Source organism: Bacillus sp. CH30_1T, from assembly GCF_008364765.1.
Lineage (GTDB): Bacteria > Bacillota > Bacilli > Bacillales > Bacillaceae_B > Rossellomorea.
Window position 1 is genome coordinate 448,177 of sequence record NZ_VTUY01000002.1, and the last position, 15,736, is coordinate 463,912.

Sequence of the window (15,736 nt, forward strand, 5' to 3'; positions counted from 1 at the left end):
CAGTCCACATTATAATAGTATTTATTTCCCTAAGCAGAATTGAGAAAACAACTGATCAATCAGACTTTCATGAACGCTATCCCCAATGATTTCACCTAAAAGCTCCCACGTTCTGGTTAAGTCAATTTGAGCGATATCGATGGGAGTTCCCATTTCTACGCTATTGATGGCTTCATTAATCGCAAGGGAAGCTTGATTGAGTAGAGCGATATGACGGCTATTGGACACATATGTCATATCCCCCGCTTCAATGGAACCCGCAAAGAATAAAGAAGAAATGGCTTCTTCCAACTCATCGATTCCCTGTTCTTCAAGTAAAGCCGTTGTGACCAGCTGATGATTTTCTGCTAGTTTTCTTACTTTATCTATATCGATCTTCTGAGGCAAATCCGTTTTGTTCACGATGACAATAACGTCCATTCCTCTTACCGCTTCGAATAGCTGTTCATCCTCAGGAGTCAATTCGTCCGCATAGTTGAGCACGAGTAAAATTAAATCTGCTTCTTTTAATACTTGTCGTGAACGTTCCACACCGATGCGTTCGACGATGTCTTCTGTTTCACGAATCCCTGCCGTATCGACCAGACGTAACGGAACACCGCGTACATTCACGTATTCCTCAATCACATCCCGGGTTGTTCCGGGGATATCGGTTACAATCGCCTTGTTTTCATGAACAAGACTGTTTAATAGAGATGACTTCCCTACATTTGGCCGTCCGATAATCACGGTAGAAAGACCTTCTCTTAGAATTTTACCCTGCTCCGATGTTCGCACCAATTTGTCAATTTCATCCCGGACATGTTTCGATTTCTCCAACAGTACGTTATGCGTCATTTCTTCTACATCATCATACTCCGGATAATCGATATTCACTTCTACATGAGCCAGTGTTTCAAGAATTTCCTGACGAAGCTTTCGAATCAAATTGGAAAGTCGGCCTTCCATTTGATTAAGGGCTACATTCATCGCCCGATCGGTTTTTGCACGAATAAGATCCATCACCGCTTCTGCCTGGGAAAGGTCAATTCGTCCGTTCAAGAATGCCCGTTTCGTAAATTCTCCCGGCTCTGCAAGGCGGGCTCCATTTTTCAATACGAGCTGCAATACTTTATTGACCGACACAAGTCCCCCGTGGCAATTAATTTCTATTATATCTTCACGGGTGAATGTTTTTGGCCCCCTCATCACAGAAACCATGACTTCTTCCACCACTTGCTCTGTGTCCGGATCAATAATATGTCCATAATGAATGGTATGAGAAGCAAAGTCTTTCATAGAGTTTCCTTTCATTCCCTTAAAGACTTTATCACCGATATCGAAGGCTTGATCACCGCTTAGACGCACGATTGCAATCGCCCCTTCGCCCATCGGAGTGGAAATAGCAGCAATTGTATCAAACTCCATTGTATTCACCTCTCTTATTTCTTAGTTGATCTATTTATAATTAAATTATAGTAGAGAGCAAAGTTTCCCCAAATTATTAGAATATCACAATCCTATTTAATACTAAAGAAAGGAAACCCTCTATTCGTCACCAAATAATGTTATCCACACAGATAACACTTCATCTCTATTATTTTAACTTATCCACATGTGAATAACAATAAACCGGGAAGAAAATAAGAATCCACAGGGTGAAGGTACAAAAAAAAGACGATCCCCTGAAAGGAATCGCCTCTTATTTATTTTGGAGCAATTACAATGTAACGATTGGGTTCTCTGCCTTCTGAGTGTGTATCAACAATAGTCGAATCGACTAATGCTGTGTGAATCACTTTTCGTTCATAGGAAGGCATTGGTTCTAATGAAACGGAACGATGTGTGCGCAATGCTTTCTCTGCTAAACGTTCAGCCAGGTTTGTTAATGTTTGCTTTCGTCTTTCACGATAGTTCTCTGCATCTAAAAGGATGGTGATGAACTGATCGGAAACCCGATTTGCAATCAGTTGAGTTAAATGTTGAAGGGCATTCAACGTTTGTCCTCTTTTTCCTATTAATAGAGCCATTTTTTCACCGGAAATGTTGAACTCAACATCTCTTCCATCTCTTTTCACTTCAATGGTAGCATTAACTCCCATTTCATGTGCCACTGATAGAAGAAAATCTTTTGCTTCATTTACCGGATCAATCGCTTTTTTGACTTGAACGACAGCAGGTCTTCCACCAAACAATCCAAACAAGCCTTTTTTACCTTGATCAATGACGTCAATCTCTGCTTCTTCTTTGGTGATATTCAGTTGAGACAAGGCTGATTCAATGGCTTCTTCCACCGTTTGACCAGTCGCTTCTACTTCTCTCACTTTTTCTTTCCTCCCGAATTCCCACCAGCTTTAGCGGTTTGCGCTTCTTTGATTTCAGGTCCTTTAATGAAATACGTTTGAACAATCATAAATAGATTTCCGACTACCCAGTAAAGGGATAGGGCTGCAGGGAAGTTAATCGCAAAAATGATGATCATAACCGGCATGATGTAAAGCATCATCGCCATTTGCGGATTTTGATTCGCTGTACCCGCCATCATTAATTTCTGTTGGATAAACGTCGTTATACCTGCTACTAAAGGTAAAATATAGTACGGATCCGGGTTACCAAGATCGAACCACAGGAAATTATGAGCTTTAATTTCTTCTGTTCTCACGATCGCATGGTAGAAACCAATTAAAATCGGCATTTGAACGATCAATGGGAAACAACCCGCCAGCGGATTAACCCCGTGACTTTGGAATAAAGCCATCGTCTCTTGTTGAAGCTTTTGTTGAGTTTGTGCATCTTTAGAGCTATATTTTTCACGCAGCTTTTTCATTTCCGGTTGCAAAGCCTGCATGGCTTTTGAATTTTTCGTTTGTTTAATCATTAATGGCAGAATCGCTAAACGAATAATCAATGTAACAATGACAATGGCCAATCCATAAGAACCATTCATGAACTCAGCTACCATTGTAATTAATTGTGATAAAGGATAGACAATATATTCATTCCATATTCCGCTACTCTCAGGTGTTATAGGCTGATTGTATTCCGTACAACCTGATAGTATAGCCATTAGCCCAATGATTCCCATCAGGGCTATAATTCTCTTTTTCACCCTTAATTTCCTCCCTACTAATATCTTTCAAATTAATGTAAAACAGGTCTTCCGTACTTAAAAAGAACAATCTCTCGTATTGTAACATCTTTTCATAGGCTTGTGATGACGAAACCTGTCAATATCGTAAAATGTTATGACTTCTTTCTAACATGTTTTCCATTAGAGGATCTTTTCAACACTTTTCCTCTTTTCAGAACATGGGTGAGGCTGCCCTTCACCTCATGGAAATTCATTTCGGCCGCCGGTTTTCTGGCGATGATTAAGTAATCGTACTGATTTTTTACTTCTTCTTGTAATTCTAAGAAAGCCTGTCTGACATACCGTTTAATTTGGTTTCGACAAACAGCGTTTCCAATTTTCTTACTTACGGAGATTCCAATTCGAAATGGTTGAGGCTCTTCTTTCTTCAATAGATATAAGACGAATTGCCGATTTGCAAAGGATGTTCCTTTTTTGAATATCTCCTGGAACTCTTTATTCTTCTTCACTCTCTGATCTTTCCGCATTGACCACACCTAATTTTCATTTTTGTCTTGATGTATCCTCGACATTATTGGCTCATTCATTTGAAATTATAAGTAATTTTTCTCTTAAAACAAAATACGAACGAGCCAAATCGTCTTTTAACTTGGGATAAAGGAAAAAAAAGACCACTGAGTCAGTTCAGTGGTCTAGGCAGATAATACTTTTCTTCCTTTGCTACGACGACGAGCTAAAACATTACGTCCGTTTTTAGAGCTCATACGTGCACGGAAACCGTGGTTCTTTTTTCTTTTACGATTATTTGGTTGAAACGTTCTTTTCATCTATGACACCTCCCTGAAGGATATCTTTATAAAAGTTAAAGACATTCCTCACTATTATAAAGACGGTACCCATGAAAAGTCAACACTCATATTATTTTTCTTTTTGATTCTGTTCTTACATTAATAGATTTTCTGAAGTAACTCATTAGTAATCATAGTTGATATTTTCCAACAAGCAAGTACTGGTTGATTTCCGCTCCAATCAACTTACTGAGCAAGCAGTTTTTATTTAAAATAAAACATCGCCTTTTATCAATTAACTAAATTTCTTCTTGATCTTTAACCTTCTACAAATCTTATTTCATTTCCTTATCAAACCCACCTGTGGATAGGATTCGACACCATTTTAAATTATCCACAACACATACTGACAACTTTTTCACAAGTTTATGGCTTGTGGACAAAATGATTCCACAAGGGCCAGGGGTTGTGGATAAAATTTAAAAAGCATTGCACCCCTAAGTATATTTTGATATGATTATTGTGTTTTCACTCTTAATAACTTTGTATACGAAAATGATTTATCCACAAAATGTGGATATCATGTGGGTAACTTATTCAGAGGGTTTGTAAAACGTTGTCCACAAGTGGTGGATATTGTCGAAAAACCATTTTCTTTCCTTATTATATATATTTTCCACATTCATTGTTTTGTATTTTTATAAAAAAGCGAGAGTTAACGGATTTTATAGCATGTAATTGTTGTACAGAAGTTATACAAACTGAGAAAAGGAGGGATCAGGATTGGAGAATATCGGGGATCTTTGGAGCAAAGCCTTAGAAAGCATCGAAAAAAAGATAAGTAAACCGAGCTTTGATACTTGGTTAAAATCGACTAAGGCGCATTCCATTCAAGGTGACACACTTGTCATTACAGCTCCAAATGAATTTGCACGAGATTGGCTGGAAGGACGCTACTCTCAATTAATCTCCGGGGTTTTGTATGATATTACGGGCGAAGAATTGGTCGTGAAATTTATCATTCCACAAAATCAGGAGCCGGAAGAATTTGATATTCAATTACCGCCAAAGAAGTCGATGAAAAACGACGAGCAACAGGATATCAATCAAAATATGCTGAATGCAAAATATACATTCGACACCTTTGTTATCGGTTCGGGCAACCGTTTCGCCCATGCCGCATCTTTAGCTGTGGCTGAAGCACCTGCAAAAGCCTATAATCCCTTGTTTATTTATGGTGGAGTAGGACTTGGAAAAACTCACTTAATGCATGCTATCGGACATTATGTACTGGAGCATAATCCTGCTGCTAAAGTAGTTTATCTATCCTCTGAGAAATTCACGAACGAATTCATTAACTCCATTCGTGACAATAAAGCAGTCGATTTCCGCAATAAGTATCGAAATGTTGATGTTTTATTAATAGATGACATTCAATTTTTAGCAGGAAAAGAACAAACGCAAGAGGAATTTTTCCATACTTTTAATACCTTACATGAAGAAAGTAAGCAGATTGTCATTTCCAGTGATCGGCCTCCGAAAGAAATTCCGACACTCGAAGACAGACTCCGCTCTCGATTTGAATGGGGTCTTATTACAGACATAACACCGCCAGATCTCGAGACGAGAATTGCCATTTTAAGAAAAAAAGCCAAGGCTGAAGGATTGGACATTCCAAATGAAGCCATGCTTTATATAGCTAATCAAATCGATTCAAACATTCGTGAGTTAGAGGGCGCTTTAATCCGTGTTGTTGCGTACTCTTCTCTTATAAATAAAGATATTAATGCTGATCTGGCGGCAGAAGCTTTGAAAGATATCATTCCAAGCTCAAAACCACGGGTTATTACCATCCAGGAAATTCAACGGGTCGTTGGTGAGCACTTCAATGTGAAGCTGGAAGACTTTAAAGCGAAGAAACGAACAAAGTCCATCGCGTTTCCCCGACAGATCGCTATGTATCTATCCAGGGAAATGACGGATTCTTCACTCCCAAAGATCGGGGAAGAGTTCGGCGGCCGCGATCACACCACCGTCATTCATGCTCATGAGAAGATCAGTACATTACTGGGAGCAGATGCTCTTCTTCAGCAGCAATTGAAAGAAATTCGTGAGTCTTTAAAGAGTTAATCTTACACACAAAAAAACTGGATAATGTGAATAACTAAGACAAACTAGCACACAGTCTGTCCACATGTGGATAGGCTGTGTTTACGTTGAATTCACACACTTATCCACATATCAACAGGCCCTACTACTTCTATTACTATTTTTTAAATAAATTATTAGTATATGATTCAGTCCATAAAATTATGTGCAAATTGGAGGAATAAATCATGAAATTTGTTATTCAAAGGGACTATCTTGTCCAAAGTGTCCAGGATGTCATGAAGGCTGTAACGTCAAGAACAACGATTCCCATTCTTACAGGGATAAAGATCATCGCTACGGAAGATGGTGTAACATTAACAGGCAGTGATTCAGACATTTCAATTGAGTCCTTTATTCCAAATGAAGAAGAAGGTTCAGAAATTGTTGACATCATGGAAATTGGAGGGATTGTTCTTCAGGCTAAGTTCTTCAGTGAAATCGTTAAGAAATTACCTAAAGATACGGTGGAAATTGAAGTGCAAAATCATTTTCAAACCGTTATTCGTTCAGGACAGGCAGAATTTAATTTAAACGGATTAGATCCAGAAGAGTACCCACACCTTCCTCAGATTGAAGAAGGGAATGGGATCAAAGTTTCGACGGATCTCCTGAAAACAATGATCAGACAAACCGTATTCGCAGTGTCCACCTCAGAAACACGCCCCATCTTGACAGGTGTAAACTGTCAGATTGAAAATGGGGAGCTGAGCTGTATTGCAACAGATAGTCACCGACTTGCGATGAGAAAGGCACCGATTGAAACCAATCATGATGCTTCATACAATATTGTGATTCCAGGGAAAAGCTTAAACGAGCTGAATAAAATCCTTGATGATACAGAAGAGCCTGTTGAAATCGTGATCACTGAAAATCAAGTACTGTTCAAAGCGAAACACCTATTATTCTTCTCGAGATTATTAGAAGGGAATTATCCTGACACCAGTCGATTGATTCCTTCTGATACAAAGACAGAACTAACGCTGAATACGAAAGAATTTTTACAAGCTATAGACCGTGCGTCACTACTTGCCAGAGAAGGAAGAAACAACGTAGTGAAACTTTCAACTCTGGATGGCGGCATGATTGAAGTTTCGTCTAATACACCGGAGATCGGAAAAGTAATCGAACAGGTGCAAAGTCAATCCATTGAAGGAGAAGAACTGAAGATTTCCTTTAGTGCAAAATATATGATGGACGCATTAAAAGCCATTGAAGGAACAGAAATCTATGTGAACTTCACCGGAGCCATGAGACCGTTCGTATTGAAACCACTTCACGATGATTCAATTCTTCAATTGATTCTTCCAGTAAGAACGTACTAATAAACCAAAAAGCCAACACCTTGGAAATCAGGTGTTGGCTTTTTTAATTGGTTTTTTTCACTTTAGATTTTATTAGAAGGCTATTTCCGCAAAGGTTAATGTTTTTTAACATATGCTCTGCTTAGGCTCTGTCAATAAGTGTGTGCTGGATGGTGAGGCGAACCGCTTCGCTTTCCGCGGAAATCAACTGCTGCTCACTCGTAGAAAATAGCCCCTATAGTGATTTTGGTAATTATAGGGATATCCATTATTGTAACCTGCCTGAAAATTAGGTCACCAAAATAAAAATTTTCGTAATTAATACTTTTGGATGCCCTTGAAGCACTTGTCCATTTTTCATGAGTTGTGACTTATCTCCATTTAGAGTAAAATAAGATATTAGAGACTTTATACGGAAAGTAGTGATTTTAGTGGCGAAAGAGATCACCATTGAAACGGAAATCATCACATTGGGACAATTCCTGAAGCTAGCTGAAGTAATTCAGTCCGGCGGGATGGCGAAGTGGTTCTTAAGTGAATATGAAGTATACATAAACGGCGAACAAGACCAAAGAAGAGGCAGAAAACTCACAATTGGTGACACAATTGAAATTCCCGAAATAGGAGTATTTGTGGTTGCTGGAGAATAATAAAGGGTGTTATTTCCATGTACATTGAACAATTAGAATTAAGAAACTATCGAAATTACGAGTCAATCGACGTGAGTTTCGAAAATAAGGTGAACGTAATTCTTGGAGAGAATGCTCAAGGAAAGACGAATATTATGGAGTCTATCTATGTACTGGCAATGGCTAAATCCCACCGGACCTCAAATGATAAAGATTTAATCCGTTGGGACGAGGAATATGCTAAAATAAAAGGTAGGATTCAGAAATATAACGGTGCGTTACCATTAGAGCTTATCCTCTCGAAAAAGGGAAAAAAAGCGAAAAGTAATCACCTTGAGCAATCTAAATTAAGTCAATATGTCGGCAATATGAATGTTGTCATGTTTGCGCCTGAAGATCTCCATTTAGTAAAAGGGAGCCCTCAAGTAAGGCGTCGTTTTATTGATATGGAAATCGGTCAGGTTTCTCCTGTTTATTTACATGATATCAGCCTTTATCAAAAAATATTACAGCAACGGAACCATTATCTGAAACAATTACAAACGAGAAAACAAAAAGACCAGACCATGCTGGATGTCTTGACGGAACAGTTCATAGAGATGGCTGTGAAAATCACGAAGAAGCGGTTTGAGTTCGTTCAGCTGTTAGAAAGTTGGGCAAAACCAATTCATTCCGGGATTTCAAGGAACTTAGAAACCTTAGAAATCGTATATAAACCGTCTTTGGATGTATCAGATAATCAAGAATGGTCAAAAATGGTAGATATATATGAGCAGAAATTTGATGGTATCCGCGAACGGGAAATTGATCGTGGTGTGACCCTGGTCGGGCCGCATCGGGACGATCTTCAATTTATTGTGAATGGACGAGATGTTCAAACATTCGGATCGCAGGGGCAGCAACGGACAACAGCCCTCTCTGTGAAGCTCGCAGAAATTGAGCTGATTCATTCTGAAATTAAAGAATATCCCATCTTACTTCTTGATGATGTCTTGTCGGAATTAGATGATTATCGACAGTCACATTTATTAAATACCATTCAGGGAAAAGTTCAAACCTTTGTCACGACGACAAACGTGGATGGGATTGATCATCAAACCTTAAACGAAGCGACTACTTTTGAAGTGGAAGCCGGATCAATGAAAAGATTGAAATGAGGTGTTACCTTGTACATACATGTTGGAGAAGATGTCATGGTACGTACAGATGAAATCATCGCTATTATTGATCGAGACACCGTTCAGTTTTCAGAAGAAATTCAACACTTTTTAAAAACGAAAGATAAAAACCTTTGTAATCTTGCAAAGGGTTCATATAAATCTCTTGTAATCACGTCTAATCAGTTGTATCTTTCACCACTTGCATCAAGTACGTTAAAGAAACGATCAAAGAAATACTCAAACTATGAGAATTTATTATAGAAATATAAAGCCCTGAAGGTTAGAAAGTGTAGGTGAATCAGTATGGCTATGGAACAAAAGCAAGGTCAATCCTATGATGAAAATCAGATTCAGGTTTTAGAAGGATTAGAGGCCGTTCGTAAAAGACCTGGTATGTATATTGGATCAACAAGCGGAAGAGGTTTGCATCATTTGGTGTGGGAAATTGTTGATAACAGTATCGATGAAGCGTTAGCCGGTTACTGTAATGAAATCGAAGTCATCATCGAAGAGGATAACAGTATTACTGTTACAGATAATGGACGTGGTATCCCTGTAGGTATTCATGAGAAAATGGGTCGTCCTGCCGTTGAGGTAATCATGACAGTCCTTCACGCCGGAGGTAAGTTCGGCGGCGGTGGATATAAAGTATCCGGAGGTCTCCACGGAGTTGGGGCATCAGTAGTAAATGCTCTTTCCACAGAACTTGAAGTCCATGTTCATCGTGATGGAAACATCTATTATCAAAAATTCGAAAAAGGTGTTCCAAGCTTCGATCTTAAGGTGATCGGAGAAACGGAAAAAACGGGAACGATCATTCACTTCACTCCAGATCCTGAAATCTTTACTGAAACGACAGAATACGAATATGACACACTTGCAAATCGTATTCGCGAACTGGCTTTCTTAAACAGAGGAATCCAAATCAGCATTGAAGATAAGCGTGGAGAAGGGAAACGAAGAGACTACCATTATGAAGGTGGAATTAAGTCCTACGTTGAACATCTTAATCGTTCAAAAGAAGTCATCCATGAAGAACCGATTTACATTGAAGGCGAGAAAGACGAGATTACGATTGAAATCGCCCTACAATATAATGATGGCTTCGCAAGCAATCTTTATTCCTTCGCCAATAACATCCATACTCATGAAGGTGGAACCCATGAGTCCGGATTTAAAACGGCTTTAACGAGGGTCATTAACGACTATGCCCGAAAAAATAATGTGTTTAAAGAGAGCGATGCGAATCTTTCAGGGGAAGATGTTCGTGAAGGCTTAACAGCCATCATCTCGATCAAACATCCTGATCCTCAGTTCGAAGGTCAGACAAAAACAAAACTAGGGAACTCAGAAGCAAGAACCATCACCGATTCTCTTTTCTCAGAGCATCTGGAAACGTTCTTACTTGAAAACCCGGTTGTCGCTCGAAAAGTGGTAGAAAAAGGACTAATGGCTGCACGGGCCCGACTGGCTGCGAAAAAGGCAAGGGAGCTTACCCGTCGTAAGAGTGCCCTGGAAATCTCCAGTTTACCTGGTAAATTAGCAGACTGTTCTTCTAAAGACCCAAGCATCAGTGAGATCTATGTGGTTGAGGGTGACTCAGCCGGCGGATCTGCTAAACAAGGCCGTGATCGTCACTTCCAAGCCATCCTTCCCCTACGTGGTAAAATCATTAACGTAGAGAAGGCACGTCTGGATAAGATCCTTTCAAATAACGAGGTTCGTGCGATTATTACAGCTCTTGGGACAGGGATTGGTGAAGACTTCAACCTGGCTAAAGCGAGATACCATAAAATCGTGATCATGACCGATGCCGACGTCGATGGCGCCCATATTCGTACGCTATTGTTGACGTTCTTCTATCGCTACATGAGAAACATCATTGAAGCAGGCTACATCTACATCGCTCAACCACCTTTGTACAAAATACAACAAGGGAAGAAAATCGAGTATGCCTACAATGATAAAGAACTGGATCGCATACTTGCAGAAATCTCACCGACGCCTAAACCTGGAATCCAGCGTTACAAAGGTCTTGGAGAGATGAACCCTGAACAACTATGGGAAACGACAATGGATCCGGAATCAAGAACCCTGCTGCAAGTAAGTCTCCAAGATGCGATCGAGGCAGACGAAACCTTTGATATCCTGATGGGTGACAAAGTAGAGCCGAGACGTAACTTCATCGAAGAAAATGCAGCTTACGTTAAGAATTTGGATATCTAAAATAAAATAGTACAGGATAGACCATGTGCTATCCTGTCTTTTACATAGCGGACAAGGTAAAGAATGAGAAAGGTATAAATCTTTCTTTAAAAGGAGGTCCCTTTTACTATGGCAGAAACACCAAAATCGAATGTTAAAGAGATTAATATTAGTAGTGAAATGCGCTCGTCTTTCCTGGATTATGCGATGAGTGTTATCGTTTCCCGTGCCCTACCGGATGCCCGTGATGGCCTGAAACCTGTCCATCGCCGTATTTTGTATGCGATGAATGACCTGGGGATGACAGCTGACAAAGCATATAAGAAATCAGCCCGTATCGTCGGTGAAGTAATCGGTAAGTATCATCCCCACGGTGACTCAGCTGTTTATGACACAATGGTACGTATGGCACAGGATTTCAACTATCGTTATATGCTTGTGGACGGCCATGGTAACTTCGGTTCCGTTGATGGAGACGCAGCGGCGGCCATGCGTTACACAGAAGCACGTATGTCCAAAATCTCTATGGAACTTATTCGTGATATTAATAAAGATACAATTGATTATAAAGATAACTATGATGGTACTGAGAGAGAGCCGGAAGTGTTACCTGCCCGTTTCCCTAACCTGTTAGTAAACGGTTCTTCAGGTATCGCTGTAGGGATGGCAACGAACATTCCACCTCATAATCTTGGAGAAGTCATCGATGGAATCCTTGCGTTAAGTAAAGATCCCGACATTACGATTCAAGAGCTGATGGAATTCATCTTTGGACCTGATTTCCCTACCGCCGGGCTAATTGTAGGAAGAAGCGGGATCCGTCGTGCCTATGAAACAGGTAAAGGTTCCATCACAATGCGTGCCCGTGTGGAAATTGAACAAAAAAGCAATGGAAAAGAAACGATTATTGTTCATCAAATTCCTTATCAAGTAAATAAAGCGAGACTGATCGAGAAAATTGCCGATCTTGTTCGTGATAAGAAGATTGATGGCATCACAGATTTACGTGATGAATCGGACCGTAATGGTATGCGAATCGTGATTGAAGTAAGAAAAGATGCGAACGCGAACGTCTTGCTTAATAATCTCTACAAGCAAACGGCCCTTCAAACAAGCTTTGGTATCAACCTTTTGGCGCTTGTTGATGGCCAGCCAAAGGTATTGAATTTAAAAGAGTGCCTATATCATTACTTACAACATCAACGCGTCGTCATTCGTCGTAGAACGGAATTCGAATTACGCAAAGCTGAAGCAAGAGCTCATATTTTAGAAGGACTGCGTATCGCCTTAGATCATATTGATGAAATCATTACCCTTATCCGTGGCTCTCAAACTACGGAACTTGCGAAACAAGGCTTGATGGAGAACTTCTCCCTTTCTGACAAACAAGCCCAAGCGATCCTGGATATGCGTCTTCAACGTTTAACCGGTTTAGAACGAGAGAAAATTGAAGACGAGTATCAAGAACTATTGAAGCAGATTGCAGAATTGAAAGCGATCTTAGCAGATGATGAAAAAGTTCTCGAAATCATTCGTGAAGAGCTTATCGAAATCAAAGAACGCTTCAATGATGAAAGAAGATCAGAAATCGTAGCGGGTGGAATTGAGAATATTGAAGATGAAGACTTAATTCCAAGAGAAAACATTGTTGTATCTCTTACTCATAACGGATACATCAAGCGTCTGCCTGTCTCAACCTACCGCAGTCAAAAGCGTGGAGGAAGAGGAATCCAGGGAATGGGTACCAATGATGAAGACTTTGTTGAACACTTACTGACAACGTCAACTCATGATACGATTCTATTCTTTACAAACAAAGGAAAAGCATACCGCGCGAAAGGATATGAAATTCCTGAATTCAGCCGGACTGCTAAAGGACTTCCAATCATCAACCTGCTTGGGGTAGAAAAAGATGAGTGGATCAACGCCATGATTCGAGTGGAAGAATTCGTGGACGACTGGTACTTATTCTTTACTACAAAGCAAGGAATCTCAAAACGTACGCCAGTATCAGATTTCGCCAACATCCGTACGAACGGTCTGATCGCCATTAACCTTCGAGAAAACGATGAGCTCATTTCCGTCAAACTGACCGATGGAGAGAAAGATATGATCATCGGAACGAAAAAAGGTATGCTCATTCGTTTCCCTGAAACAGATGTTCGTTCAATGGGAAGAACAGCTACCGGGGTAAAAGGAATTAACCTGAGCGATGATGACATTGTTGTAGGAATGGAAATTCTGGAAGAGAAGAGCGATGTCTTAGTTGTAACGGTAAATGGTTACGGTAAACGTACTCCTGCCAGTGAATATAGAGTTCAAACACGTGGCGGTAAAGGCTTAAAAACATGTAATGTAACAGAACGTAACGGAGAGCTGGTCTCTGTTAAAGCCGTTACAGGTGAGGAAGACTTAATGATCATCACGGCACATGGTGTCCTAATCCGTATGGATGTGAATGATATTTCCACTACAGGCCGTAACACTCAAGGAGTTAAACTGATCCGTCTTCAAGAAAGCGAATTTGTTTCAACCGTTGCCAAGGTTGAAAAAGAAGATGAAGAAGAAACGGAAGCACCAGTTGAAACTTCTGAAGGAATGGAACAACCAGATAGCGAAGATCAAACTTCTTCTGAAGATGTAGAAGATGTAAGTGAAGATACAGAAGAATAAATGAACGGCTAAGCTGTTTTCAGTAATGAAACTCTCATACTGGAAACAGCTTATTTTTTTGTGAAAAAATAACTATAACCTGTTAAATTTGGTAAAATAAACTAGAAGAAAAGGTGATAAGTGAGGTGTTCATAGTTGAAGGTACATCGTGGAGAGATACAATTGGGATGCATCGTAGCAGAAGATATAATGGGAATGGCAGCTAACCCCATTATTCCAAAGAATACAATAATAGAAGAAGAACATTTAACTATACTTCAAGCATTCCATATAACAGAGCTCATAATAGAGAAAACAAAAGCGGATGGACGTCCCTTTAGATCTCCCGTCTCTATTGATAAGGAAATGGTAGAGGAAGAAATAATCAATGAGCCAGTGGGATTCATCGATCTCTATTTAATGACGATCAAGGAATTTAAGAAAGAATTCATGAACTGGCAATCAGGAACGTCTGTAAATGTGGCAAGGGTGAGGGAGTTAATGCTACCGGTGATCCAAACGGTTCAAGAGAACTATACATATGTGTATTCCCTTCATCAATATTGCACGAAAAAAGATTATCTTTTTCACCATGCGATTTCAGTGGGGATCATAAGTGCCATGTTAGGAAAGAAGTTAGGCTTGAACCCTGGTCAGGTGAACCAGCTGGCTTTAGCGGGTGTCCTGGCAGACTGTGGAATGGCCAAGGTTAGTCCACACATATTAACTAAAGAACAGCCTTTAACAGAGAGTGAATTTAAAGAAGTAAAGCTCCATACAGCCAACGGATATAAAATGGTTAAAGACACTCCATTGTTAAAAACGGAAACAAAACTGGCAATCTTTCAACATCATGAACGATTTGATGGTACCGGCTACCCGTCATCCGAGAAAAATAATCGTATTCATCTTTACTCTCAGATAGTTGGAATCGCCGATGTCTTTCATGCCATGACATCAGAAAGAATATATAGAAGCAAGCAACCTTTTTTTAAGGTACTGGATATGATCAGTGAAGATTTATTTGGTAAATTCGATATTAAAGTCGTTAATGGTCTTCTTCAATTATTGGGAGATCTAAGGACAGGAACTTCAGTAAGGCTATCAACCGGCCAGTACGGAGAAGTCATGTATACCAAGCCAAACGCATATACAAAGCCCATCGTAAAAATAAACAAAACGGAAGAACTCGTAGACCTGTCTCAGCAAAAAGAGATTTATATATCAGAAGTTTTTGCTTAGAAATCAAGTATGTTTATTATGAATGAAACTTCTTAAGATCAGTTATAGCAGCGTATTAAGTAAACCTCAGGTTAGGTAACTAATCTTTGGTTTATTTATTTAGATTTACCTCTTGCCAACCTGTCTAATAGTATGTATAATATTATTTGTTGTCCGAAAGGCATTACATAACTGTTTAAGAAAAAACTTTTCTAAAATAATGAAAATACCTTGACGGTAACGACAGCAAATGATATATTATAAAGGTCGCTTCAAACGAAGCACTTACACATTGAACCTTGAAAACTGAACAAAACAAGACAATACGTCAACGTTAATTCTAGATTTATTTTTAAAGAGCTATTCAAACTTTTATCGGAGAGTTTGATCCTGGCTCAGGACGAACGCTGGCGGCGTGCCTAATACATGCAAGTCGAGCGGACTGATGGGAGCTTGCTCCCATCAGTCAGCGGCGGACGGGTGAGTAACACGTGGGTAACCTGCCTGTAAGACTGGGATAACTCCGGGAAACCGGGGCTAATACCGGATAACTCATTTC

13 protein-coding genes and 1 rRNA gene are annotated in these 15,736 nt (G+C 39.7%); 9 read left to right on the forward strand and 5 right to left on the reverse strand.

What is annotated here, in order from left to right; genetic code table 11:
* Positions 1-21: 21 nt before the first annotated feature.
* The 5 genes from mnmE to rpmH form a co-directional block, all read right to left on the reverse strand.
* Positions 22-1,407, reverse strand: a complete 1,386-nt coding sequence (gene mnmE, locus F0342_RS05320; protein ID WP_149154950.1) for a tRNA uridine-5-carboxymethylaminomethyl(34) synthesis GTPase MnmE — start codon at positions 1,405-1,407, stop codon at positions 22-24.
* 278 nt (positions 1,408-1,685) lie between these two features.
* On the reverse strand, positions 1,686-2,303 hold the full coding sequence (jag, locus tag F0342_RS05325) for an RNA-binding cell elongation regulator Jag/EloR (protein ID WP_149154951.1): 618 nt from the start codon (positions 2,301-2,303) through the stop codon (positions 1,686-1,688).
* On the reverse strand, positions 2,300-3,088 hold the full coding sequence (gene spoIIIJ / locus F0342_RS05330; protein WP_149154952.1) for a YidC family membrane integrase SpoIIIJ: 789 nt from the start codon (positions 3,086-3,088) through the stop codon (positions 2,300-2,302). The genes jag and spoIIIJ overlap by 4 nt, the downstream gene beginning before the upstream one ends.
* 134 nt (positions 3,089-3,222) lie before the next feature.
* Positions 3,223-3,597: a ribonuclease P protein component gene (gene rnpA / locus F0342_RS05335; protein ID WP_149154953.1), complete on the reverse strand. Its 375-nt coding sequence runs from the start codon at positions 3,595-3,597 to the stop codon at positions 3,223-3,225.
* A 165-nt stretch (positions 3,598-3,762) separates the two neighbouring features.
* On the reverse strand, positions 3,763-3,897 hold the full coding sequence (rpmH, locus tag F0342_RS05340; protein ID WP_034764748.1) for a 50S ribosomal protein L34: 135 nt from the start codon (positions 3,895-3,897) through the stop codon (positions 3,763-3,765).
* Positions 3,898-4,641: 744 nt separating this feature from the next.
* On the opposite strand from rpmH, the gene dnaA reads away from it, so the two are divergent.
* The 9 genes from dnaA to F0342_RS05385 form a co-directional block, all read left to right on the forward strand.
* Positions 4,642-5,988, forward strand: a complete 1,347-nt coding sequence (dnaA, locus tag F0342_RS05345) for a chromosomal replication initiator protein DnaA (protein ID WP_149154954.1) — start codon at positions 4,642-4,644, stop codon at positions 5,986-5,988.
* A gap of 206 nt (positions 5,989-6,194) precedes the next feature.
* Positions 6,195-7,331, forward strand: a complete 1,137-nt coding sequence (gene dnaN / locus F0342_RS05350; RefSeq protein WP_149154955.1) for a DNA polymerase III subunit beta — start codon at positions 6,195-6,197, stop codon at positions 7,329-7,331.
* Between the two features lie 410 nt (positions 7,332-7,741).
* Complete coding sequence (gene yaaA / locus F0342_RS05355) at positions 7,742-7,960, forward strand: S4 domain-containing protein YaaA (RefSeq protein WP_149154956.1); 219 nt, start codon at positions 7,742-7,744, stop codon at positions 7,958-7,960.
* Positions 7,961-7,977: 17 nt separating this feature from the next.
* Entirely contained in the window at positions 7,978-9,096 is a 1,119-nt protein-coding gene (recF, locus tag F0342_RS05360; protein WP_149154957.1) for a DNA replication/repair protein RecF, read from the forward strand.
* 9 nt (positions 9,097-9,105) lie between these two features.
* Positions 9,106-9,360, forward strand: coding sequence for an extracellular matrix regulator RemB (remB, locus tag F0342_RS05365; protein WP_113969423.1), 255 nt, complete (start codon positions 9,106-9,108; stop codon positions 9,358-9,360).
* A gap of 48 nt (positions 9,361-9,408) precedes the next feature.
* On the forward strand, positions 9,409-11,325 hold the full coding sequence (gene gyrB / locus F0342_RS05370) for a DNA topoisomerase (ATP-hydrolyzing) subunit B (RefSeq protein ID WP_149154990.1): 1,917 nt from the start codon (positions 9,409-9,411) through the stop codon (positions 11,323-11,325).
* Between the two features lie 108 nt (positions 11,326-11,433).
* A complete protein-coding gene (gene gyrA / locus F0342_RS05375; RefSeq protein ID WP_149154958.1) occupies positions 11,434-13,977 on the forward strand; it encodes a DNA gyrase subunit A in 2,544 nt (847 codons plus the stop codon).
* Between the two features lie 135 nt (positions 13,978-14,112).
* Complete coding sequence (locus tag F0342_RS05380) at positions 14,113-15,198, forward strand: HD-GYP domain-containing protein (protein ID WP_149154959.1); 1,086 nt, start codon at positions 14,113-14,115, stop codon at positions 15,196-15,198.
* Between the two features lie 351 nt (positions 15,199-15,549).
* Positions 15,550-15,736: ribosomal RNA gene (locus F0342_RS05385) — 16S ribosomal RNA — on the forward strand; the annotation flags it as partial.